The organism is Streptomyces ipomoeae 91-03, assembly GCF_000317595.1.
Classification (GTDB): Bacteria; Actinomycetota; Actinomycetes; order Streptomycetales; family Streptomycetaceae; genus Streptomyces; species Streptomyces ipomoeae.
Window position 1 is genome coordinate 1 of record NZ_AEJC01000616.1, and the last position, 22,600, is coordinate 22,600.

21 protein-coding genes and 3 rRNA genes are annotated in these 22,600 nt (G+C 67.3%); 18 read left to right on the forward strand and 6 right to left on the reverse strand.

From position 1 onward, the window contains the following. The first annotated feature begins 391 nt into the window (after window positions 1-391). Window positions 392-1,012 (forward strand): nuclease-related domain-containing protein, encoded by a 621-nt coding sequence (locus STRIP9103_RS47760; protein ID WP_009337477.1) that lies wholly within the window; start codon window positions 392-394, stop codon window positions 1,010-1,012. A gap of 13 nt (window positions 1,013-1,025) precedes the next feature. Here STRIP9103_RS47760 and STRIP9103_RS39530 read toward each other — a convergent pair whose 3' ends face one another. Next, on the reverse strand, window positions 1,026-1,784 hold the full coding sequence (locus STRIP9103_RS39530) for a GntR family transcriptional regulator (protein WP_009337445.1): 759 nt from the start codon (window positions 1,782-1,784) through the stop codon (window positions 1,026-1,028). Window positions 1,785-1,972: 188 nt separating this feature from the next. Here STRIP9103_RS39530 and STRIP9103_RS39535 point away from each other — a divergent pair, with 188 nt between their 5' ends. The 12 genes from STRIP9103_RS39535 to STRIP9103_RS39580 all read left to right on the forward strand — a co-directional run bounded on the left by STRIP9103_RS39535 (window position 1,973) and on the right by STRIP9103_RS39580 (window position 8,602). Beyond that, window positions 1,973-2,299 (forward strand): SCO3933 family regulatory protein, encoded by a 327-nt coding sequence (locus STRIP9103_RS39535; RefSeq protein ID WP_009337494.1) that lies wholly within the window; start codon window positions 1,973-1,975, stop codon window positions 2,297-2,299. A gap of 2 nt (window positions 2,300-2,301) precedes the next feature. Then, the gene (locus tag STRIP9103_RS39540) at window positions 2,302-3,639 is read left to right on the forward strand and encodes an FtsK/SpoIIIE domain-containing protein (RefSeq protein WP_009337481.1); all 1,338 of its coding nucleotides are present in this window, start codon (window positions 2,302-2,304) and stop codon (window positions 3,637-3,639) included. An 84-nt stretch (window positions 3,640-3,723) separates the two neighbouring features. Then, entirely contained in the window at window positions 3,724-3,897 is a 174-nt protein-coding gene (locus tag STRIP9103_RS50980) for a hypothetical protein (RefSeq protein ID WP_009337503.1), read from the forward strand. 78 nt (window positions 3,898-3,975) lie between these two features. After that, window positions 3,976-4,632, forward strand: coding sequence for a DUF2637 domain-containing protein (locus STRIP9103_RS39545; RefSeq protein ID WP_009337500.1), 657 nt, complete (start codon window positions 3,976-3,978; stop codon window positions 4,630-4,632). A gap of 20 nt (window positions 4,633-4,652) precedes the next feature. Next, complete coding sequence (locus STRIP9103_RS39550) at window positions 4,653-4,841, forward strand: mobile element transfer protein (protein WP_009337496.1); 189 nt, start codon at window positions 4,653-4,655, stop codon at window positions 4,839-4,841. 12 nt (window positions 4,842-4,853) lie between these two features. After that, a complete protein-coding gene (locus tag STRIP9103_RS48665) occupies window positions 4,854-5,009 on the forward strand; it encodes a hypothetical protein (RefSeq protein ID WP_009337458.1) in 156 nt (51 codons plus the stop codon). A 14-nt stretch (window positions 5,010-5,023) separates the two neighbouring features. Then, a complete protein-coding gene (locus STRIP9103_RS39555; RefSeq protein ID WP_009337472.1) occupies window positions 5,024-5,335 on the forward strand; it encodes a hypothetical protein in 312 nt (103 codons plus the stop codon). Next, complete coding sequence (locus STRIP9103_RS39560; protein ID WP_141596339.1) at window positions 5,332-5,538, forward strand: hypothetical protein; 207 nt, start codon at window positions 5,332-5,334, stop codon at window positions 5,536-5,538. Before STRIP9103_RS39555 ends, STRIP9103_RS39560 begins: the two co-directional genes overlap by 4 nt. A gap of 92 nt (window positions 5,539-5,630) precedes the next feature. Beyond that, complete coding sequence (locus STRIP9103_RS39565) at window positions 5,631-5,810, forward strand: hypothetical protein (protein WP_009337444.1); 180 nt, start codon at window positions 5,631-5,633, stop codon at window positions 5,808-5,810. A 4-nt stretch (window positions 5,811-5,814) separates the two neighbouring features. Then, window positions 5,815-7,209: a replication initiator protein RepSA gene (gene repSA, locus STRIP9103_RS39570; RefSeq protein ID WP_009337468.1), complete on the forward strand. Its 1,395-nt coding sequence runs from the start codon at window positions 5,815-5,817 to the stop codon at window positions 7,207-7,209. Continuing rightward, window positions 7,206-7,394: a helix-turn-helix domain-containing protein gene (locus STRIP9103_RS39575; protein ID WP_009337447.1), complete on the forward strand. Its 189-nt coding sequence runs from the start codon at window positions 7,206-7,208 to the stop codon at window positions 7,392-7,394. Before repSA ends, STRIP9103_RS39575 begins: the two co-directional genes overlap by 4 nt. Next, window positions 7,394-8,602: a tyrosine-type recombinase/integrase gene (locus STRIP9103_RS39580; RefSeq protein ID WP_009337452.1), complete on the forward strand. Its 1,209-nt coding sequence runs from the start codon at window positions 7,394-7,396 to the stop codon at window positions 8,600-8,602. Before STRIP9103_RS39575 ends, STRIP9103_RS39580 begins: the two co-directional genes overlap by 1 nt. Before the next feature lie 91 nt (window positions 8,603-8,693). Here STRIP9103_RS39580 and mtnA read toward each other — a convergent pair whose 3' ends face one another. Beyond that, window positions 8,694-9,839 carry an S-methyl-5-thioribose-1-phosphate isomerase gene (mtnA, locus tag STRIP9103_RS39585; protein WP_009337466.1) on the reverse strand — a complete coding sequence of 382 codons (1,146 nt, stop codon included), beginning with the start codon at window positions 9,837-9,839 and terminating at the stop codon, window positions 8,694-8,696. A 140-nt stretch (window positions 9,840-9,979) separates the two neighbouring features. Here mtnA and STRIP9103_RS39590 point away from each other — a divergent pair, with 140 nt between their 5' ends. From STRIP9103_RS39590 to STRIP9103_RS39610, 5 genes are read left to right on the forward strand one after another with little or no spacing between them, the layout of a single operon-like run. Beyond that, a complete protein-coding gene (locus STRIP9103_RS39590) occupies window positions 9,980-11,371 on the forward strand; it encodes a DUF7544 domain-containing protein (protein WP_009337487.1) in 1,392 nt (463 codons plus the stop codon). A 4-nt stretch (window positions 11,372-11,375) separates the two neighbouring features. Beyond that, entirely contained in the window at window positions 11,376-12,101 is a 726-nt protein-coding gene (locus STRIP9103_RS39595; RefSeq protein ID WP_009337475.1) for a DUF4129 domain-containing protein, read from the forward strand. Continuing rightward, window positions 12,098-13,288 (forward strand): DUF4350 domain-containing protein, encoded by a 1,191-nt coding sequence (locus tag STRIP9103_RS39600; protein WP_009337456.1) that lies wholly within the window; start codon window positions 12,098-12,100, stop codon window positions 13,286-13,288. Before STRIP9103_RS39595 ends, STRIP9103_RS39600 begins: the two co-directional genes overlap by 4 nt. Next, window positions 13,288-14,277 carry an AAA family ATPase gene (locus tag STRIP9103_RS39605; protein WP_086019382.1) on the forward strand — a complete coding sequence of 330 codons (990 nt, stop codon included), beginning with the start codon at window positions 13,288-13,290 and terminating at the stop codon, window positions 14,275-14,277. The genes STRIP9103_RS39600 and STRIP9103_RS39605 overlap by 1 nt, the downstream gene beginning before the upstream one ends. Continuing rightward, on the forward strand, window positions 14,277-15,587 hold the full coding sequence (locus STRIP9103_RS39610; RefSeq protein ID WP_009337465.1) for a DUF58 domain-containing protein: 1,311 nt from the start codon (window positions 14,277-14,279) through the stop codon (window positions 15,585-15,587). The genes STRIP9103_RS39605 and STRIP9103_RS39610 overlap by 1 nt, the downstream gene beginning before the upstream one ends. Before the next feature lie 115 nt (window positions 15,588-15,702). Here the strand turns inward: STRIP9103_RS39610 and rrf are convergent. The 4 genes from rrf to STRIP9103_RS39630 all read right to left on the reverse strand — a co-directional run bounded on the left by rrf (window position 15,703) and on the right by STRIP9103_RS39630 (window position 22,478). Continuing rightward, window positions 15,703-15,819, reverse strand: a 5S ribosomal RNA gene (gene rrf / locus STRIP9103_RS39615). A gap of 91 nt (window positions 15,820-15,910) precedes the next feature. After that, window positions 15,911-19,031 (reverse strand): 23S ribosomal RNA (locus tag STRIP9103_RS39620). 311 nt (window positions 19,032-19,342) lie between these two features. Further along, a 16S ribosomal RNA gene (locus STRIP9103_RS39625) occupies window positions 19,343-20,869 on the reverse strand. Together the 16S, 23S and 5S rRNA genes form the textbook arrangement of a ribosomal RNA operon. Before the next feature lie 601 nt (window positions 20,870-21,470). After that, a complete protein-coding gene (locus STRIP9103_RS39630) occupies window positions 21,471-22,478 on the reverse strand; it encodes a stage II sporulation protein M (RefSeq protein ID WP_009337485.1) in 1,008 nt (335 codons plus the stop codon). Window positions 22,479-22,600 lie beyond the last annotated feature (122 nt).

Sequence of the window (22,600 nt, forward strand, 5' to 3'; positions counted from 1 at the left end):
AATCTTCGTAGCGGCGGCCGGGAAGCCGGTGAGCCAGCGCGACCGGATGGCCGAAGGCCAAGAGCCCCCCGACCACGGGCCCGTGCTGCTGTCGGCCGGTGATCGAGGGGCTGAGGTGCTGGCCCTGGGGGGGGATGGAGCATGGGGGAGCTGAGGTGTCCCGTGGTGGTGCTGGTGGGTCCCGTTCTCCCAAGTGCGCGACGGCTGGGAGCTCTGCCGGATCGGCGAGTAGTGCCCTGTGGGATCCCCCCTCCCCCGGCCGAAGGACGGGGGCTTGATGAGGTAGAGAAACCTGTAACAACCCCCCTGGCTGATACCAGCCTTGGCCACGCCGCGCCTTCGTGATGATCTAGACGAGCGGGATGAGCTGGCTCATCGGGGGAGGCGTGACATGGACGCTGCACAGAATGACCTGGCCCGGAACAGACCAGGCGACGCGGTACGAAGGAAGATCGCCGAACTGCAACCAAACGCGTTCCTAAGGTTCGTCAACTGCCGGTTACCCGGCTCCGAGATCCGGAGTTGGCATCAGGGCCTGATCGGCGAACTCGTGACAGGACGGCGGCTCAACAGACTCAAGCTCCGTGGCTGGCGCATACTGCATGCCGTCCAGTGGGACAGCGGCTCAGACATAGATCATCTGGCAATCGGCCCGGCTGGCGTATTCGCGATCAACTCGAAGCACCACAAGGGCAAGTCCGTCTGGTACGGCGACCGAGCGATCACAGTGAACGGCACGTCGACCCGCTACGTGGCGATCAGTCAGAGCGAAGCCAAACGCGTCTCTCAAGCCCTGTCACGTCACTGTGGATTTCAGATCCTCGTGCGTCCGGTGATCTCTGTGGTCCATGCAGCGAAGGTGAAGGTGAAGAACGCCGCTCCCCCGGTTCTCGTCCTGTCAGCCGACGAGATCAACCGCACCTTGTCGGGACTATTGCCAACTCTCACCCGGGATCAGATAGATCGGATCTACACCGTGGCCCGCAACCCTCGCACATGGTCGGGGGCATGATCCGCACCCATGACTAAGCGTCGAAGTCGTACTCCAGGATGTACGAGGCCGAATCGAGGACCATTTCGTTGACCTCGACAGGTCGGCCCTCATCCGCGTAGGCCGTGCGGCAGATGAGGATCACTGGCGTGCCCATGGAAAGGCCAAGCCGACTCGCCTCATCCTGGGAGGGCATCCGCGACCGGATCTCCTCACGGAAGTGCACGGGTTTGTAGCCAAGCTCGGCAAGTCTCTCGTAGATCCCGCCTGGTCCTGTGTCTTCCTGAGTGATCACCGACCCCGCTACCACGTCCAAAGGCAGGTAAGAGGTCGCCAGCAGGACAGGCTTGCCGTCCAGCACATAGCGACGGCTTCGCACGCAGGCGCGCGATCCGGCTTCGCCACCAAGCACGTTGAGGATGTGCGTCGGCACAACCGCCTCGGAGACTTCGATCTGGTCCACGGTCAAGGTGCGGCCTTCGATGTCCGCCGCCCACACTGAGCGGCCCTGACCCCACTGCTCACGGGACAGCCGCTGGATACCTCGCCGCCTGAGCGGCTTGAAGTCGCGAACGAATACCCCTGCTCCCTTGCGAGACTCGACAAGCCCCTCGTTCTGCAAGACGCCCAGTGCCTGACGTGCAGTCATGCGGGCCACGTCGTATGTGGCCATGAGGTCGTTCTCTCCTGGTAGCCGATCACCGGGGCCGTACTCGCCGCCCTGGATCGCTTCCCTCAGCGCGTCGGCAATGCGCTGGTACTTGGGCTGGCGTCCGCTGCCCTGGGTGGCCATGTCATCCCTCCTTTCTTCTCTAGACAGCTTAGGCGTCCTCCCCAGGACGCAACCAATCGACTGGCCACGGTGACCGACCTGAAACATCTCTAGAGACGTGTTGACATTGCCTCTCTAGAGATGTTCTATGGAGTCATCTCTAGAGAGGTTGCTCAGCCGGAGCAACCCCGCGAACGAGGAGATGCTTCATGCCGTCTTTCAAGATCGACCTTTCGACCGCTGTGGTGTTCGTGGCGACCGCGCCGGAACCGAAGATGATCAACAAGAAGACCGGGGAGCGAGCTGTGGACCGGGAGACCGGTGCGGGCCTGTCCACGGTGGGTCTGCTGATCTCGGACGAGGGAGAGGGGAACCTCTACCAGGTGACCGTGCCCGAGACGGGCATCCCCGAGGGCCTGGTGCCGGGGACGCCGGTGCGGGTCGTCAGCCTGAAGGCGCGTGACTGGGAGAACGAGTTCAATGGCCAGAAGCGGCATGGAATCTCGTTCCGCGCGGTCGCGATCACGGCGGCCTGACCATGGCCGACCTGTCCCCCTGGCTGGAGCTGGGAACGGTGGCAGCCGGTGCCGGTGGGCTCGGTTACGCGAAGGACCGTGCGCCGCGCGTCTACTGGTCGGCGGTCGGGCTCCCGGTCACCTGGGGCCGGTTTATCTGGACGTACGGCTCGACGATGGAGGTGTGCGGGCTGACGGTGCAGCCGTCCAGCCTGCGGGCCTTCATGACCCGTAACGTCGCTCGCCGGGAGGTTCGGCCCGTGCCGCCGAAGGTTCGCCGGGTCCGCGCGACCTCGACGGGCCTGGTCGTCACGTTGCGTCTCCCAGCCGGGCTGGAACCGGCCGACCTGACCGCCTCCTCCGAGCGTCTGCGGCACGCCTGGGGTGTCCGCTCGGTGACCGTGGCGGAGACCAAGCCCGGCTTCGTCGAACTGCGGATGACCGGGTATGACGTGCTCAAGCGGGTCAAGATGCCGCGTTCGGCTCGCCCTCACGGGTTGGTGGTGCCGGTGGCGCTGCGCGAGGACGGCACGGTCTTCGAGCGGGATTACCGCAAGGTCCCGATGGCGCTGACCCTGGGCGCGAACTCCTCCGGCAAGTCCATGTATCAGCGCGTCCTGATCAAGGGGCTGGCGCAGTTGCCCGTGGGATTGATCGGCATCGACTGCAAACGCGGTGTCGAACAGAGCCGCTACGCGCCCCGTCTGTCTGCTCTGGTCACCACCCCGGATGACGCCTCGCGGCTGCTGGATGTGCTGGTGGGCGAGATGGAAGACCGCTTCGACCTGCTGGCTGAACACGGCGCGTCTGATCTCTGGGAGCTTCCGGACGATGTGCGGCCAGTGCCTCTGGTCGTCATCGTCGACGAGGTCGCGGAGCTGTTCTTGGTGACCTCCAGGAAGGAGGAGGAACGTCGGGACCGGTCGGTGATGCAACTGGTCCGACTCGCGCAGTTGGCCCGTGCGGTCGGGATCTTCCTGGAGGTGTGCGGGCAGCTCTTCGGCTCCGACCTGGGCAAGGGCGCGACCGCGCTTCGTGCTCAGCTCACGGGCCGGGTGGTGCACCGCGTCAACGACAAGCAGACGGGCGAGATGGGGCTGGGGGACATCGCGCCGGACGCGGTGGCCGCTGTGACCACGATTCCGCCGGACCGTCCGGGTGTGGCCGTGGCCGGGGACACTTCCGGCGGCTGGTCCCGCATCCGTACCCCGGAGACCACTCCGGCTGAGGCTGCGGCCGTGTGCCGCGAATTCGCCCACCTGACTCCGGAGTTGCCGTTCCTGGCCCCGTTCCGGCCGACTGTCCGCCCGGTGCCGGAGCCCGTACCGACGCTGGTCAACCCGCGCCCGGTCATCGAGTAACACCTCGCCTCGCACAGTCGGCGCGACCGCATCGCGCCAAGTCCCTACCCCCGCCATGCCGAAAACCGGAGAGGAGCACCACCGATGGCCGCACGTAGGACCGCCGCCAAGCGCCGGGTGAAGAAGTGCACGGCCTGCGACGGCAAGGGCGAGATCACCGAGACCGTTCGCGTCGGTCCCCGTAAAGGCCGCGCCACCGATCACCGGCAGACCGCCATGTGCGGCGAATGCTGGGGCTCCGGTGAAGCCACTGACTGACACCGCTCGGGGCTGGGCGGCCGGAGATCTCGTCCCTGCCCCCGCCCCGGCTCAACCCTCACGAAGGAGGTGAAGACCGTGCCCCGCTCGTTCCGCCCCGACGCCGTACTCGTCCAAGCCGTGATCGCCGGTGCCCTGTCCTTCGCCCACCTGCACGACCTCGCCGCAGCCGCCGGACAGGACGGCTGGAAGGCATGGGCCTACCCGATCAGCGTTGACCTGCTCCTGGTCGCCGCGTGGCGTCGGCTGCGCGCTGATGGCCCGTCGTGGCTGGCCTGGTGCTGGTTCCTGATCGCCCTCGTGGCCTCTCTCGGCGCCAACGTCGCCACCGCCGGGCTGCTCGACCTCGACGCCGTTCCGGCCTGGCTGCGCATCATCGTTGCCGCGTGGCCCGCGCTCGCCTTCCTCGGCGGCACGCTGCTCGTGCACTCGCCGAACCCGGCCGGGGACCGGGTGCCGGTTCCGCCGGCGCCCGCAGCCCCGGCCCCCGCGCCCGACCTTGACCCCGCCCCGGCTCCCGAACCTGAGCCTGAGCCGATTCTCCCGGCCGAGCCCGTTCCGGCGCTGCCCGAAGCCTCGGCCCCGGTCCTGCCCCCGGCGCTGGTCGACCACGCCCGCAAGTTCGCCACCGAGCACCGCGCCCGCACCGGCACCGATATCGACGCCGCCACCCTGCGCGCCCGCCTCGGCATCCCGGACGACCTCGCCGGGGCCCTCGTCGCCCAACTCGCCTGACAGACAAGGAGGTTCCACCGATGGCACGCCCGAACCGCTTCTACGACGTGATCCGCATCGGCCCCGTCAAGGTCGGCACGTTCAACAACGGCCGGGGCCAGACCAAGCACACCGCTGCCTGCACCGCACCCAAGTGCGGCTTCTCCACCGAGCACAACGACCGGTCGGCCGCCGAACTCGCCGCCCGCACCCACCGCTGCAAGGCCTGAGGGGAGATCGCCATGGACGTACCGCTCTGGCTCGCCCGGCTCGTCGTCGGATGGCTCGGCGTCAAGCTCGCCCGCCCGCCGTGGTGGCTGGTCGCCGTGCTCCTGGTCGGCGGCTACCTCGTCGCCGGAAGCTTCCTCGCCCCCGCCCTCGGCACCGTCCTCAAATAGAAGGGAACCGCCTCGTGTTCACGCCGAAGTACCCGCATCAGGACACCGCACCCCCGGTCACGGCCACCGCCCCGACCGCCCACGCCCCGGCGACCGTCCAGCCGTCGGCCCCGGCGCTGGTCGCCCCGGCCTCGAACCGGCCGACCGTCCAGCTCACCGGCGGCAGCGCGCTCGCCCTCGCCACCGGCGGCGGCGCCGTGGTCCTCGTCGTCGGAGCGGTCCTGGTCTCCATGCTCCTCGCGGTCGCCATCACGGCTACCTCGGTCGCCGTGTGCGCGGTCGTCCTGCGCTCCCTGTTGGCCTCCGAGAGCGGCAAGGGCCGGTGAGCGCCATGGACAAGCCCGCCGACCCGATCGTCTTCGGTCCCGAGTATGCGCCTGTGGGCGACCCGCATTCGTACCGCGCCGCACCCGTCTCGGTCACCTGCGACGAGCAGGCATCGGCCCTCTGGCTCTACCGCGCCGAAGCCGAGCAGGAGCGCCGCCGCGCGATCGACGCAGGATCCCGACTGGCCAACTGCTACGCCTGACGGCCCCCGGAGCGGCCTCGGTCGCCAAACTTCCGCCGCTCCGGGCGCCTGCACCCCTTCCAGATCCAACGACCCGAAAGGGAAGCCCCATCATGCCTCAGCACGCCCAAAACACGCCCGTCTGCCGTGACTGCGACGGCTTCGCCACCGCCGCGATCACCACCGGTGCCCGTCACCACGACGGCACCCGCGCCACCCTCCGCGTCGTCTGCCCCGTCTGCCAGGGCACCGGTCACGCCCACCCCGCCGCCCTCATGCGCACGGGGAGGTGATCGCGTGACCGACACCGCCACCCTGGCGGGTCTCGACCCGGCCACCCTCGCCGACGTGCTGAGGGTGGCCGGTTCGGCCGACTTCGACCGCTGGAAGGAACAGATCCGCCGTACGGGCGGCTGCTCCGACCCCATCCGCCTGATGGGCGGCACGAAGACGATCGACCCGACCACCAAGACGGTCCTGCACGCATACTCCACCGACACCGAGCCGGGCGGCATGCTCCGCGTCGCGTGCGGCAACCGCCGCGCTTCCCGCTGCCCGGCCTGCGCCTGGACCTACGCCGGAGACACCTACCACCTGATCCGCGCCGGACTCACCGGCGACCCCGCCAAGGGCACCCCCGCCACCGTCCGCGAACACCCCCGCGTCTTCGCCACCCTCACCGCCCCCTCGTTCGGCCCCGTCCACAACCGGCCCGGCAACCGGCCCTGCCGCTGCGGCCAACGCCACCCCGAGGACACGCCCGAACTCGGCACCCCCCTCGACCCAGCCTCGTACGACTACGCGGGCGCGGTGCTGTGGAACAACCACGCCTCCGACCTGTGGCGCTACTTCACGATCTACCTCCGCCGCGAGATCGCGAAGCGGGCCGGACTCACGCAGAAAGCCGCCCGCGAACAGTCCCGGCTCGCCTTCGGCAAAGTCGCGGAGTACCAAAAGCGCGGAGCCGTGCACTTCCACGCCGTGATCCGCTTCGACGGTCCGGAAGGGCCCGACACCCCACCCCCGCACTGGGCCAGCGTCGGCCTGCTTACCGACGCGATCCGCGCCGCCGCCGCCCGCGTCGCGGTCGACGTGCCCCCGGCCGGGGACCAACCGGCCCGCACGCTGCGCTGGGGCACCCAGCTCGACGTGCAGCCCATCGGCGCCTTCGGCAACGGCGAAGAGATCACCGAACAAGCGGTGGCCTCCTACGTCGCCAAGTACGCCACCAAAGCGGCCGAGACCACCGGCACCGTGGATCGCCGCGTCGGCAACAAGGAAGCACTTGCGCTCCTCGGCGTGCCCGATCACCCGCGTCGGCTGATCGAAGCCTGTCTCGACCTGCACGCGCTCTACCCCGAACGCAAGCTGCGCGACTGGGCTCACATGCTCGGCTTCCGGGGCCACTTCTCCACGAAGTCCCGTCGCTACTCCACCACCCTCGGCGCCCTCCGCCAGGTCCGCGCCGACTACCGAGCCGCCCAGCAACGCGCCGCCCTCGGTCTGCCCGACCCCGACGACACCCCGGAGGCAACCACGCTCACCCTCGCCCACTGGACCTACGCCGGACACGGCCACACCCCCGGCGAATCCTGGCTCGCCGCCAGCATCCATCGCGACATCCAACAGAGCCGCGAGATCGCCCGCGAAGAACGGCACAACCAACCCGACCCGGAAGGAGCCGCCGCATGACCACAGTGCCCCCTGATCTTCTGACCGTGCCGGACGTCATGGCGCGGCTCAAGCTCGGCAAGAGCAAGGTCTACGACCTGATCCGCACGAAGCGTCTCGCCTCCTTCACCGAGGGCCGCGCCCGTCGCATCCCCGAGACCGCCGTTCAGGAGTACATCCGCGCGCGGCTTGAGGAGGGCTCCTGATGGCCCGTCAGCGCAAGCGCAATCCCAACGGCTCTGGAACGGTCACCCTGCGCAAAGACGGCCGATACCAGGCAGCGGTGTACGTCCCTCAGCCGGACGGGACGGTGAAGCGGAAGTTCGCCTATGGCAAGACCTTCGACGAGTGCGACCGGAAGCGGCGCGAACTACTTGACCGTGCGAGCGGTGGCATCCCTACGCCCACGCGTGACATGACCTTGGGGCAGTGGTTCGACTACTGGCTAGAGGTGGTCGTGAAACCCAACCTCGCGGCGGAGAGCTATCGCGCGTACGAGACAGCCGTGCGCAACCATCTGCGCCCCCGACTGGGCTCCAAGGTCATGTTGAAGCTGGGTGTCAAAGAGCTGCGCGGGGTCATACAGCGGCTCGCAGAGGACAAGGGGGCCAAGACTGCTAAGCACTGCCTTCGGGTCCTCTCAGCGTCGCTGACGGCCGCGATGGTCGAAGACATCGGCCTTACTCGGAACGTGGCCAAGCTCGTGCATGTGCGGGCCACCACAGACAGTGGGAAGAGCTGGGACGCGGTCACGGTGCTTCGGTTCCTCGCCGCCGCCCGGCGCTACAGCGAGTACTACCCGGCGTTCCTGCTGCTCTGCCTGCTCGGGCTGAGGCGCGCTGAGCTGTGCGGCCTCCGGTGGGAGAACATCGACCTGGAGAACCGCGTTCTCTGGGTTGAGAAGCAGCGGCAGCGTACGAGTGCGGGCACGATCGATGTCGAACTCAAGACCGCGACGTCGAAAGCTCCCCTGCCCTTGCCTGCCCAATGCATCGCCCCGCTGCGTTGGACACGGATGCGTACCGCCTGGCTACGCGAGAGGGCGATCAGCAGGGGGAAACCCTGGTTCGAGGACCCGGAGAGGCACGTCTTCGTCACACGCACCGGCCGCCCGCTCCTGGCCGCGTCCCTCTACCTGATCATGCAACGCATCCTCAGGCTGTCCGACCTCGGGAAGATGAACCCCAAGGGACTCCGCAAGTCGTGCGGCACACTCCTTGTCCACCTCCGAGTGCATCCCAGGATCATCAAGGCAATCTTGCGGCACAGCCGGATCGCGACCACGCTCGACATCTACGCCGAAGCGCTCGACCCGGATGTGGTGGAGGCGGTGAGCCAACTCGACAGGCTGCTGCGGCAACCGGCCCGTATCCGCGAGTTGGAGGCCGACCGATCAGTCCCTGAGGCCGCTTGATGTAGCCGTTGGATGTCACGGCCCCGCTTCCTGCGAATCGGCGCAGGTGGCGGGGCCGTTCTCGTCGATCAGCGCGACATCATCCCATTAACTAAATCGTTACCCGGCGTGACCTGTCACACAGCTCCGCAAGCGCGTCAGCCGTCACGGGGGACACGGCCCCCTCCTCGGTGACGATCGCCGTCACCAGCTCGGGCGGCGTCACATCGAACGCCGGGTTGTACGCCTGCGTCCCCAGGGGCGCCACCGGAATTCCGCCTCCCGCCTCTGCTCCCGCCGCCGGCACCTGCGGTGCGGCGAACCCGGTCACCTCATGGCCCGCACGCTGCTCCACCTCGATGGACGCCCCGTCCGGGGTGTCCGGATCCACCGTCGTCACCGGCGCCACCACGATGAACGGCACATGGTGGTACCGGGCAAGGACCGCGAGCGGATACGTCCCGACTTTGTTCGCCACCGAGCCGTCGGCGGCGATCCGGTCGGCCCCCACCAGCACCGCGTCCACCTCTCCGGACGCGAACAGCGACCCCGCGGCATTGTCCGTGAGCAAGGTGTACGCCATTCCGCTGCGCGCCGCCTCGTACGCCGTCAGCCGGGCACCCTGCAGCAACGGTCGCGTCTCGTCCACCCACAGCCGACGCAGCCGCCCCGACCGGTGCGCCGCGAGCGCCACCGCGAACGCCGTGCCCTCCCCGCCCGACACCAACGACCCGGTGTTGCAGTGCGTGAGCACCCGGTGGCCGCCGCCCGGCAGCAGCTCGTCGAGCAGCGCCAGTCCGTGCGCGGCCATCCGTGCGCTGGCCTCGGCGTCCTCCCGGTGCAGCGCCCGCGCCGCGGCGAGGGCTGCCTCGGCGGCCTGTTCCCGGTCGCCCGTCCGGCCGAGCGCCGCCTGGTACGCGGCCCGTGCCCGGCGCACCCCCACGGCGAGGTTCACCGCCGTGGGCCGGGCGCCCGCGAGCGCCTCGGCGGCGGCCTCCACGTCGAAGCCCCGCGCGGCGGCGAGCGCGACCCCGTACGCCCCGGCGATCCCCAACAGCGGTGCCCCGCGCACAGCGAGCGAACGGATCGCTTCCACCAGCGCGGGTGCGTCCGTGCACACCAGCTCGACCTCCTCGGCCGGCAGCCTCGTCTGGTCCAGGAGGACCAGGACGGGGCCTTCGGGTGGCTCGTCCCAGCGGATCGCGGGTATCCCGGTCGGCCGGACGTCGTCGCCTGATTGCGCGTGCTGATCAGCCATGCGGCCAGTCTGCCCCGTATCCGGCGGACAATTGAAGGTGCGCAGCCCTCACGGCCCCCGGTCACTTCTCGGACACCGCGTGGCACGATGGGCGCCAACCTGCCGCCGCGACCGCGGACGAGCACCGTGAAGGAGCGACGATGAAGGACACTCCGGGCTGGGCCTCGCCCGGACCGGCCCCCTCGGACGGCGACAAGCCGGACCAGCAGGGTGCCGCGCAGCCTGCGGACCAGAGCGGCTCCGACCAGCCGCAGCCGCCGTCCAAGTGGTCCAAGGAGCAGCCTCCGCCCGCCCCGTGGAGCAATCCGAGCCCTCAGGCCCCCGGCCAGGCCCCGCCACCGCCCCAGCCCGGCCCGGGCTGGGGCGGCCAACCCGGGCACCCCGGCCAGCCGCACCCCGGCGGCCCCTACCCCGGCCCCGGCTACGGCCCCCCAGGGGGCCACGGCGCCCCCGGCGGCCACCCCGGCTACGGGGCACCCGGCTACGGCGCACCCGGTTACGGCGCTCCCGGCTGGGGCGGCGGTTGGGGCGGTCCTCCGCCTGCGGCCAAGCCCGGTGTGATCCCGCTGCGCCCGCTGGGCGTCGGCGAGATCCTCGACGGCGCGGTCTCCACGATGCGCACCCACTGGCGCACGGTCCTCGGCATCTCCCTGACCGTCGCGGTCGTCACCCAGATCGCGGTCATCCTGCTCCAGGGCCTCGTTCTCAACGACACCACAAACTCGGACGTCCTCAACGACCCCACCGCCACGCCCGGCGAGCTGACCGAGGCCCTCGGCGAGACCCTGCTGAGCACCGCCGTCGTCCTGCTGATCTCGCTGCTGGGCACCATCGTCGCGACGGCCCTGCTGACGACCGTGACCAGCCGCGCCGTGCTCGGCAAGTCGGTGACCACCGCCGAGGCCTGGCGGGACGCCCGCCCGCAGCTGCTGAAGCTGTTCGGCCTGACCCTCCTGCTGCCGCTGGTCGCCAGCCTGATCATTGCCGTGGGCACCCTGCCCGGCATCCTCGTCGCCGTCGCGGGCGGCGGCGGTGCGGGCGCGTTCCTCGCCGTCATCGGCGGCATCGGCGGCTTCGTCGTCGCCGTATGGCTGATGGTCCGCTTCTCGCTCGCCTCGCCCGCGCTGATGCTGGAGAAGCAGGGCGTCTTCAAGTCGATGAGCCGCTCGATCAAGCTGGTCCGCGGCTCCTGGTGGCGGGTCTGCGGCATCCAGCTGCTCGCCGCGATCATCGCCAACGTGATCGCGTCCATCATCGTGATCCCGTTCTCGTTCGCGGCCACGGCCCTGGACGGGGACGGCATCTCCGGCCTGCTCTCCGGCAGCACCGACCTCGGCTGGACGTACCTCGTCGTCAGCGGCGTAGGCGCGGTGATCGGGTCCACCCTGACCTTCCCGATCAGCGCCGGCGTCACCGTGCTCCTCTACATCGACCAGCGCATCCGCCGCGAGGCCCTCGACCTCGAACTGGCCCGCGCCGCCGGCATCCAGGACTACGGCGGCGACGCCCGCGGCACCACCCCGGGGAGCTGATGCGGTGAGACTGTCGGGGGGAGTTCTGACCGTCGTACCGGTTTCGTGGCGCTCGGCCGACGAACCACCGGTCACCCTGCCACGCGACCCCGCGCGGGAGGCGGCCAAGGACGAGCTGTCCAAGCGGATGTACCACGAGAACGACCCCAGCTGGTACGAGCGCGCCATGGACGCCTTCTGGGAGTGGCTCGACAAAGTGTTCGGCGCCGCCTCCGCCGCCACCCCGGGCGGCGCGCTCGGCCTCGCCGTCATCGTCCTGGCCGTGCTGGCGCTCATCGGCGCCCTGTGGTGGCGCCTCGGCACCCCGCGCCGCACCCCCACGTCGTCCGCCACGCTCTTCGACGACCGCCCCCGCAGCGCCGCCGAACACCGCGCCGCCGCCGAGGCACAGGCCGCCCAGGGCCACTGGAACCAGGCCGTCCAGGAACGCATGCGTGCTGTCGTCCGCTCCCTGGAGGAACGCGCCCTGCTCGACATACGCCCCGGCCGCACCGCCGACGAAGCGGCCTCCGAAGCAGGCCGGGTACTCCCCGTCCACGCCGACCGACTGCGCGCCGTCGCCCGGGACTTCGACGACGTCACATACGGTGGCCGGTCCGCCGCTGAAGGAACGTACCGCCGGCTCGCCGCCCTCGACGACGAGGTCGAGCATGCCAGGCCGACACTGGCCAACAGCGTCCTGAGCACGGCGAGCACAGCCCACAGCACCCGCCAGGGAGCCGCCGAATGACCACCGAGGCCACGCTCCCGTCCACCTCGGCCTCGCCCACCGCCCGCCAGGTGTGGACCCGCGCGCGCGGTGTCGTCATCGCGATGGTGTTTCTCCTGGCGGCGGCCGTAGTGATCGCCGTGATCCGCTCCGGCGACGCCCACGGCCGCCTCGACCCACGCTCGGCCGACCCCCAGGGCAGCCGGGCCGTCGCCGAACTCCTCGACGACCGGGGCGTGTCCACCCGCGTGGTCACCACCCTCGACGAAGCGAGCGCCGCGGCCGACGCCGACACCACCCTCCTGATCGCCGTCCCGGACCTGCTGACCGACTCCCAGCAGAGCCGCCTCCACACGGCGACCGAAGCCTCCGGCGGCCGGACGGTCCTCGTCGCCCCCGACACCCCGTCCGTGGCCACGCTCGCCCCCGGAGTCACCGCCGACCCGGTCCTCAGCCTCGACTCCACGCTCACGCCCCGCTGCGACCTGCCCGCCGCCCGGCGCGCGGGCAGCGCCGACCTCGGCGGCATCCGCTACCGCGTCACCGCCCCCGACGCCGACACCTGCTACCCCGAGCACGGCAGGCCCACCCTGGTGCGCCTCCCGGCACCCGAAGGGGACGGCGACACCGTCGTGCTCGGCGCCCCCGACATCCTCTACAACGACCGCCTCGACGAGCAGGGCAACGCCTCCCTCGCCCTCCAACTCCTCGGCTCCCGCCCCCATCTGGTCTGGTACCTCCCCTCGCTCTCCGACGACTCTGCGGCCGACGCCGACCGCAGCTTCTTCGACCTGGTCCCCTCCGGCTGGCTCTGGGGCACCCTGCAGCTCTTCATCGCCGCAGCCCTCGCCGCCCTCTGGCGGGCACGCCGACTCGGCCCCCTGGTACCCGAGAAACTCCCCGTCGCGATCCGCGCCTCCGAAACCGTCGAAGGCCGCGCCCGCCTCTACCGCAAGGCGGGCGCCCGTGACCGCGCAGCCGCCGCTCTTCGCTCCACCACCCGCACGCGCCTCGCCCCCCTCGTAGGTGTCCCCGTCTCCCGGGCGCACACGCCCGAGGCCCTGCTCCCCGCCCTGTCCACCCACCTCCGCGGCGACGGACAGGCCCTGCACACCCTCCTCTTCGGCCCGCCACCCGGCGACGACGCAGCCCTCATCGCACTCACCGACCAACTCGACGCCCTCGAAAGAGAGGTACGCCGTCCATGATGGACCCGACCACTGACAACGCCGGGAACTCCGGGGACCAGGGCGCCGCCCGCGCCTCCCTGGAGGCCCTGCGCGCCGAGATCGCCAAAGCCGTGGTCGGCCAGGACCCCGCCGTGACCGGCCTCGTCGTCGCCCTCCTCTGCCGCGGACACGTCCTACTGGAAGGAGTCCCCGGAGTCGCCAAAACGCTGCTCGTCCGCGCCCTGGCGGCAGCGCTCGAACTCGACACCAAGCGCGTCCAGTTCACCCCGGACCTCATGCCGAGCGACGTCACCGGCTCCCTCGTCTACGACACCCGCACCGCCGAGTTCTCCTTCCAGCCGGGCCCGGTCTTCACCAATCTCCTCCTCGCCGACGAGATCAACCGCACGCCGCCCAAGACCCAATCGTCCCTCCTCGAAGCGATGGAGGAACGCCAGGTCACAGTCGACGGCACTCCCCGTCCGCTCCCGGAGCCGTTCCTGGTCGCCGCGACCCAGAACCCTGTCGAGTACGAGGGCACGTACCCCCTCCCCGAGGCACAACTGGACCGTTTCCTCCTCAAACTGACGGTTCCGCTCCCCTCCCGCCAGGACGAGATCAACGTGCTCACCCGCCACGCCGAGGGCTTCAACCCACGCGACCTGCGCGCCGCCGGCGTACGCCCCGTCGCGAACGCCGCCGACCTCGAAGCCGCACGCGCCGCCGTCGCCAAGACGACGGTCTCCCCCGAGATCACCGCCTACGTGGTCGACATCTGCCGCGCCACCCGCGAATCACCGTCCCTCACCCTCGGTGTCTCCCCCCGAGGCGCCACCGCCCTCCTCGCGGCCTCCCGCGCCTGGGCCTGGCTGACGGGCCGCGACTACGTCATCCCCGACGACGTCAAGGCACTCGCCCTCCCGACCCTCCGCCACCGCGTCCAACTCCGCCCGGAGGCCGAAATGGAAGGCGTGACGGCCGACTCGGTCATCAACGCGATCCTCGCCCACGTCCCCGTCCCCCGCTGATGGCTCCCACCGGACGCGCCGCACTTCTGGCGGCCCTAGGCACCCTCCCCATCGGCATCTGGGAACCCAGCTGGACGGGCATCCTCGCCGTGAACGCACCCCTGGCTCTGGCGTGCGCCTGCGACTACGCCCTCGCCGCCCCAGTGCGCCGCCTGAGCCTCACGCGCTCCGGCGACACCTCCGCACGCCTGGGCGAAACCGCGGACGTCACCCTCACGGTCACCAACCCCTCCAATCGCCCCCTACGCGCCCACCTTCGCGACGCCTGGCCCCCCAGCAGCTGGCTGCCGGGCACCGAGGTCGCCGCCTCCCGCCACCGCCTCACGGTCCCCGCAGGCGAACGCCGACGCGTCACCACCCGGCTCCGCCCCACCCGCAGAGGCGACCGCCAAGCCGACAAGGTCACGATCCGCTCGTATGGCCCCCTAGGTCTCTTCGCCCGCCAGGCCGGCCACAAGGTCCCCTGGACCGTACGCGTGCTCCCGCCGTTCACCAGCCGCAAGCACCTGCCGTCCAAACTGGCCCGTTTGCGCGAACTCGACGGCCGCACCAGCGTCCTCACCCGAGGCGAGGGCACGGAGTTCGACAGCCTCCGCGAGTACATCCCCGGCGACGACACCCGCTCCATCGACTGGCGCGCCACGGCCCGCCAGTCCTCGGTAGCGGTACGCACCTGGCGCCCCGAACGCGACCGCCACATCCTGCTGGTCCTGGACACCGGCCGAACCTCCGCGGGCCGCGTGGGCGACGCCCCCCGCCTCGACGCCTCCATGGACGCGGCTCTCCTCCTGGCCGCCCTGGCCTCCCGCGCCGGCGACCGCGTGGACCTCCTGGCCTACGACCGCCGCGTCCGCGCCCTCGTCCAGGGCCGCTCAGCCAGCGACGTCCTCCCGTCCCTGGTCAACGCGATGGCCACCCTCGAACCGGAACTCATCGAGACGGACGCCCGAGGCCTCACGGCCACAGCACTCCGTACCGCCTCCCGCCGCACCCTGATCGTCCTCCTCACCACCCTCGACGCGGCCCCCATCGAACAGGGCCTCCTCCCCGTCCTCTCCCGCCTCACCCAACGCCATACGGTCCTGCTGGCCTCGGTCGCGGACCCATACATCGCCCGCATGGCCACCTCCCGAGGCAGCACGGAGGCCGTCTACGACGCCGCGGCAGCAGCCCAGGCCCAAGCAGATCGCCACCGCACCGCCGAGCAACTCCGCCGCCATGGAGTCACAGTCGTCGACGCGACTCCGGACGATTTGCCGCCGGCTCTGGCGGATGCGTATCTGGCCCTGAAGGCTGCGGGACGCCTTTGATTCTCCGCGTTGAGACCAACAACCCAGAAAACAACAACCCAGAAAGGGGGAGGGGGAAGTCCTCCAAACGCAAAAAGGCCCACACCATTTCTGGTGTGGGCCTTTCGCACTATTTGTTCGGCGGTGTCCTACTCTCCCACAGGGTCCCCCCTGCAGTACCATCGGCGCTGTAAGGCTTAGCTTCCGGGTTCGGAATGTAACCGGGCGTTTCCCTCACGCTATAACCACCGAAACACTATGAAACTGTCAACACCCGCACCGCCACCACACGGGCAACGGGGTCGTTCGTGGTTTCAGAACCAACACAGTGGACGCGAGCAACTGAGGACAAGCCCTCGGCCTATTAGTACCGGTCACCTCCACACGTTACCGTGCTTCCAGATCCGGCCTATCAACCCAGTCGTCTACTGGGAGCCTTACCCCATCAAGTGGGTGGGAGTCCTCATCTCGAAGCAGGCTTCCCGCTTAGATGCTTTCAGCGGTTATCCCTCCCGAACGTAGCCAACCAGCCATGCCCTTGGCAGAACAACTGGCACACCAGAGGTTCGTCCGTCCCGGTCCTCTCGTACTAGGGACAGCCCTTCTCAAGACTCCTACGCGCACAGCGGATAGGGACCGAACTGTCTCACGACGTTCTAAACCCAGCTCGCGTACCGCTTTAATGGGCGAACAGCCCAACCCTTGGGACCGACTCCAGCCCCAGGATGCGACGAGCCGACATCGAGGTGCCAAACCATCCCGTCGATATGGACTCTTGGGGAAGATCAGCCTGTTATCCCCGGGGTACCTTTTATCCGTTGAGCGACGGCGCTTCCACAAGCCACCGCCGGATCACTAGTCCCGACTTTCGTCCCTGCTCGACCCGTCGGTCTCACAGTCAAGCTCCCTTGTGCACTTACACTCACCACCTGATTGCCAACCAGGCTGAGGGAACCTTTGGGCGCCTCCGTTACCCTTTGGGAGGCAACCGCCCCAGTTAAACTACCCATCAGACACTGTCCCCGATCCGGATCACGGACCCGGGTTAGACATCCAGCACGACCAGACTGGTATTTCAACGACGACTCCCACCGAACTGGCGTCCGATGCTCACAGTCTCCCAGCTATCCTACACAAGCCGAACCGAACACCAATATCAAACTGTAGTAAAGGTCCCGGGGTCTTTCCGTCCTGCTGCGCGAAACGAGCATCTTTACTCGTAGTGCAATTTCACCGGGCCTATGGTTGAGACAGTCGAGAAGTCGTTACGCCATTCGTGCAGGTCGGAACTTACCCGACAAGGAATTTCGCTACCTTAGGATGGTTATAGTTACCACCGCCGTTTACTGGCGCTTAAGTTCTCAGCTTCGCCACCCCGAAGAATGACTAACCGGTCCCCTTAACGTTCCAGCACCGGGCAGGCGTCAGTCCGTATACATCGCCTTACGGCTTCGCACGGACCTGTGTTTTTAGTAAACAGTCGCTTCTCGCTGGTCTCTGCGGCCACCCCCAGCTCAGGATGTAAAACCCATCACCGGGTGTGGCCCCCCTTCTCCCGAAGTTACGGGGGCATTTTGCCGAGTTCCTTAACCATAGTTCACCCGAACGCCTCGGTATTCTCTACCAGACCACCTGAGTCGGTTTAGGGTACGGGCCGCCATGAAACTCGCTAGAGGCTTTTCTCGACAGCATAGGATCATCCACTTCACCACAATCGGCTCGGCATCAGGTCTCAGCCACACGCACGACGGATTTACCTATCGCACGGCCTACACCCTTACCCCGGGACAACCACCGCCCGGGATGGACTACCTTCCTGCGTCACCCCATCACTCACCTACTAACCGCTTGGACCGGCGGCTCCACCACTCCCCTCAACTCCGAAGAGATCAGGGCGGCTTCACGGCCTTAGCATCACGATGCTCGATGTTTGACGCTTCACAGCGGGTACCGGAATATCAACCGGTTATCCATCGACTACGCCTGTCGGCCTCGCCTTAGGTCCCGACTTACCCTGGGCAGATCAGCTTGACCCAGGAACCCTTGGTCAATCGGCGCAAACGTTTCTCACGTTTGTATCGCTACTCATGCCTGCATTCTCACTCGTCAACCGTCCACAACTACCTTCCGGTGCTGCTTCACCCGGCAGACGACGCTCCCCTACCCATCCCAGCAGGCGTTGGCCCTCACACTGGAATGACACGACTTCGGCGGTACGCTTGAGCCCCGCTACATTGTCGGCGCGGAATCACTAGACCAGTGAGCTATTACGCACTCTTTCAAGGGTGGCTGCTTCTAAGCCAACCTCCTGGTTGTCTCTGCGACTCCACATCCTTTCCCACTTAGCGTACGCTTAGGGGCCTTAGTCGATGCTCTGGGCTGTTTCCCTCTCGACCATGGAGCTTATCCCCCACAGTCTCACTGCCGCGCTCTCACTTACCGGCATTCGGAGTTTGGCTAAGGTCAGTAACCCGGTAGGGCCCATCGCCTATCCAGTGCTCTACCTCCGGCAAGAAACACACGACGCTGCACCTAAATGCATTTCGGGGAGAACCAGCTATCACGGAGTTTGATTGGCCTTTCACCCCTAACCACAGGTCATCCCCCAGGTTTTCAACCCTGGTGGGTTCGGTCCTCCACGAAGTCTTACCTCCGCTTCAACCTGCCCATGGCTAGATCACTCCGCTTCGGGTCTTGAGCGCGCTACTACACCGCCCTGTTCGGACTCGCTTTCGCTACGGCTACCCCACCCGGGTTAACCTCGCAACACACCGCAAACTCGCAGGCTCATTCTTCAAAAGGCACGCAGTCACGAGATGAAAGCAAGCTTCCATCCGACGCTCCCACGGCTTGTAGGCACACGGTTTCAGGTACTATTTCACTCCCCTCCCGGGGTACTTTTCACCATTCCCTCACGGTACTATCCGCTATCGGTCACCAGGGAATATTTAGGCTTAGCGGGTGGTCCCGCCAGATTCACACGGGATTTCTCGGGCCCCGTGCTACTTGGGTGTCTCTCCAACGAGCCGTACAGATTTCAGCTACGGGGGTCTTACCCTCTACGCCGGACCTTTCGCATGTCCTTCGCCTATCCATACGGTTTCTGACTCGTCCCACGGCCGGCAGACCGTGAAAAAGAGATCCCACAACCCCCACGACGCAACCCCTGCCGGGTCTCACACGCCATAGGTTTGGCCTCATCCAGTTTCGCTCGCCACTACTCCCGGAATCACGGTTGTTTTCTCTTCCTGCGGGTACTAAGATGTTTCACTTCCCCGCGTTCCCTCCACTTGCCCTATGTGTTCAGGCAAGGGTGACAGCCCATGACGACTGCCGGGTTTCCCCATTCGGACACCCCCGGATCAAAGCCTGGTTGACGACTCCCCGGGGCCTATCGCGGCCTCCCACGTCCTTCATCGGTTCCTGGTGCCAAGGCATCCACCGTGCGCCCTTAAAAACTTGGCCACAGATGCTCGCGTCCACTGTGCAGTTCTCAAACAACGACCAACCACCCGTCACACACCACATCACGCGGCGCTGCACCGGGGCCGGCATCGTGAAGGGCGAGCAACGCTCGCACCCTCAGACACCCAACAGCGTGCCCGGCACGGTCAGCCGACCAGATCAGCGTTCCACGCCCCCAGCAGGGGCAGTACTAGCGCCTGGTCCGTCCCGACCGTGCCGAATAATCAACGTTCCACCCATGAGCTGACCACCGCCAGACATTCGCTGGCGTAGTGGCTCTGACTGCCTCGCGGCAGCTAGATGCTCCTTAGAAAGGAGGTGATCCAGCCGCACCTTCCGGTACGGCTACCTTGTTACGACTTCGTCCCAATCGCCAGTCCCACCTTCGACAGCTCCCTCCCGCAAGGGGTTGGGCCACCGGCTTCGGGTGTTACCGACTTTCGTGACGTGACGGGCGGTGTGTACAAGGCCCGGGAACGTATTCACCGCAGCACTGCTGATCTGCGATTACTAGCAACTCCGACTTCATGGGGTCGAGTTGCAGACCCCAATCCGAACTGAGACAGGCTTTTTGAGATTCGCTCCGCCTCACGGCTTCGCAGCTCATTGTACCTGCCATTGTAGCACGTGTGCAGCCCAAGACATAAGGGGCATGATGACTTGACGTCGTCCCCACCTTCCTCCGAGTTGACCCCGGCAGTCTCCTGTGAGTCCCCACCACCCCGAAGGGCGTGCTGGCAACACAGAACAAGGGTTGCGCTCGTTGCGGGACTTAACCCAACATCTCACGACACGAGCTGACGACAGCCATGCACCACCTGTACACCGACCACAAGGGGGACCCTGTCTCCAGGGTTTTCCGGCGTATGTCAAGCCTTGGTAAGGTTCTTCGCGTTGCGTCGAATTAAGCCACATGCTCCGCTGCTTGTGCGGGCCCCCGTCAATTCCTTTGAGTTTTAGCCTTGCGGCCGTACTCCCCAGGCGGGGAACTTAATGCGTTAGCTGCGGCACCGACGACGTGGAATGTCGCCAACACCTAGTTCCCACCGTTTACGGCGTGGACTACCAGGGTATCTAATCCTGTTCGCTCCCCACGCTTTCGCTCCTCAGCGTCAGTAATGGCCCAGAGATCCGCCTTCGCCACCGGTGTTCCTCCTGATATCTGCGCATTTCACCGCTACACCAGGAATTCCGATCTCCCCTACCACACTCCAGTCTGCCCGTATCGAATGCAGACCCGGGGTTAAGCCCCGGGCTTTCACATCCGACGCGACAGACCGCCTACGAGCTCTTTACGCCCAATAATTCCGGACAACGCTCGCGCCCTACGTATTACCGCGGCTGCTGGCACGTAGTTAGCCGGCGCTTCTTCTGCAGGTACCGTCACTTGCGCTTCTTCCCTGCTGAAAGAGGTTTACAACCCGAAGGCCGTCATCCCTCACGCGGCGTCGCTGCATCAGGCTTGCGCCCATTGTGCAATATTCCCCACTGCTGCCTCCCGTAGGAGTCTGGGCCGTGTCTCAGTCCCAGTGTGGCCGGTCGCCCTCTCAGGCCGGCTACCCGTCGTCGCCTTGGTGAGCCGTTACCTCACCAACAAGCTGATAGGCCGCGGGCTCATCCTTCACCGCCGGAGCTTTCCACGCACATCGGATGCCCGAGCGCGTCGTATCCGGTATTAGACCCCGTTTCCAGGGCTTGTCCCAGAGTGAAGGGCAGATTGCCCACGTGTTACTCACCCGTTCGCCACTAATCCCCACCGAAGCGGTTCATCGTTCGACTTGCATGTGTTAAGCACGCCGCCAGCGTTCGTCCTGAGCCAGGATCAAACTCTCCGTGAATGTGTACCGGTAATCCGGTGCGCACACACGAGAGCGGAACCACCGGAGGAATGATCCGATGGTTCACAGCGTCCTCGCTGTGTTTGTTTCAAAGGAACCTCGACCACCGGAAATGTTTCCGGCAGACGGGGTATCAACATATCTGGCGTTGATTTTTGGCACGCTGTTGAGTTCTCAAGGAACGGACGCTTCCTTCGTACTCGCCCGAGCCGTTTCTCTCGAGCTTTCCTCCGGGCGCTTCCCTTCGGTGTTTCCAACCTTACCAGATCCGTTTTCCGTTCCGTTTCCGGTCGGAATTCATTTCCGGTGGCCGTTGGAGGGCCTTTGCCTATTCGGTTGCCTTGCGGCTCCCTTTCGGCTAGTTCGACTTTATCAGAAGCTTTTGGCCGGGCTGACCGACCGCTCGTTCTGAATCATCGGAGGGGGCTCACTCACCGAATCGCCATCATGGCGTTTCGCGAGGAGCCGATAGAGACGCACCGTCACCCTGGGGTATGTCCACCTCTAGGCAACTGTTTGAATCTACCTCCCCGCAGGCGCCGTGTCAACGACTCTTGCGGGGCGAAGAGGAGACTAACAGCTCTGCGGGAGTGTCCGCACATCAGGCTGCGGTGGGGACCGCGGCGCTGCGTTCCTGCTCCTCGACGTCACCCGTGTCGCCGGCCCGCGCGGCACGTCCGCCCAGGATGTAGACGTACGCGAGGAAGGCGAGCTCGGCGAGGACGCCGATGGCGATGCGGGCCCAGGTGGGCAGGCCGGAGGGGGTGACGAAACCTTCGATGGCGCCGGAGATGAAGAGGACCAGGGCCAGGCCTATCGCCATGCCCAGGGCGGCTCGTCCCTCCTCGGCCAGGGCCGAGCGGCGGGAGCGCGGGCCGGGATCGATGAGAGTCCAGCCGAGGCGTAGGCCCGTACCGGCGGCGACGAAGACGGCGGTCAGCTCCAGGAGACCGTGCGGAAGGATCAGGCCGAGGAAGACGTCGAGGCGGCCGGCCGAGGACATCAGACCGATGCCGACGCCCAGGTTGAGCATGTTCAGGAAGAGGATCCAGAGGACCGGCAGGCCCAGGAAGATGCCCAGGACCAGGCACATCGCGGCGGCCTGGGCGTTGTTCGTCCACACCTGGGCGGCGAAGGAGGCGGCGGGATGGCTGGAGTAGTACGTCTCGTACTGGCCGCCGGGGCGGGTCATCTCCCGCAGTTGGTCGGGGGCGGCGATGGTGGCCTGGACTTCCGGGTGCGTGGCTATCCACCAGCCCAGGACGATCGCCACGAGGGTGGAGAGGAGGGCGGTGGGGACCCACCAGTGGCGTGAGCGGTAGACCGCGGCGGGGAATCCGTGGGTCAGGAAGCGGGTGACGTCGCGCCAGGAGGCGCGGCGGGTGCCGGTCACGGCACTGCGCGCGCGGGCGACGAGTTGGCTGAGGCGGCCGGTGAGCTGGGGGTCCGGGGCGCTGGACTGGATCTGCGAGAGGTGGGTGGCGGTGCGTTGGTAGAGGGCGACGAGTTCGTCGACCTCGGCGCCGTTGAGGCGGCGCTGGCGGCGGAGGAGGGCGTCGAGACGGTCCCACTCGGCGCGATGGGCGGACACGAAGACATCGAGGTCCATCGGGTGTGCTGCTCCTCGTCCCTCTCGTACTGCGTGTCAGCTTGTCGTACAGGTCGTACTGCGGCGCGTGTCCTCAGCTTGGCAGACTGGCCACTCTCGGGGCAGGTCAGGGGATGAAACCG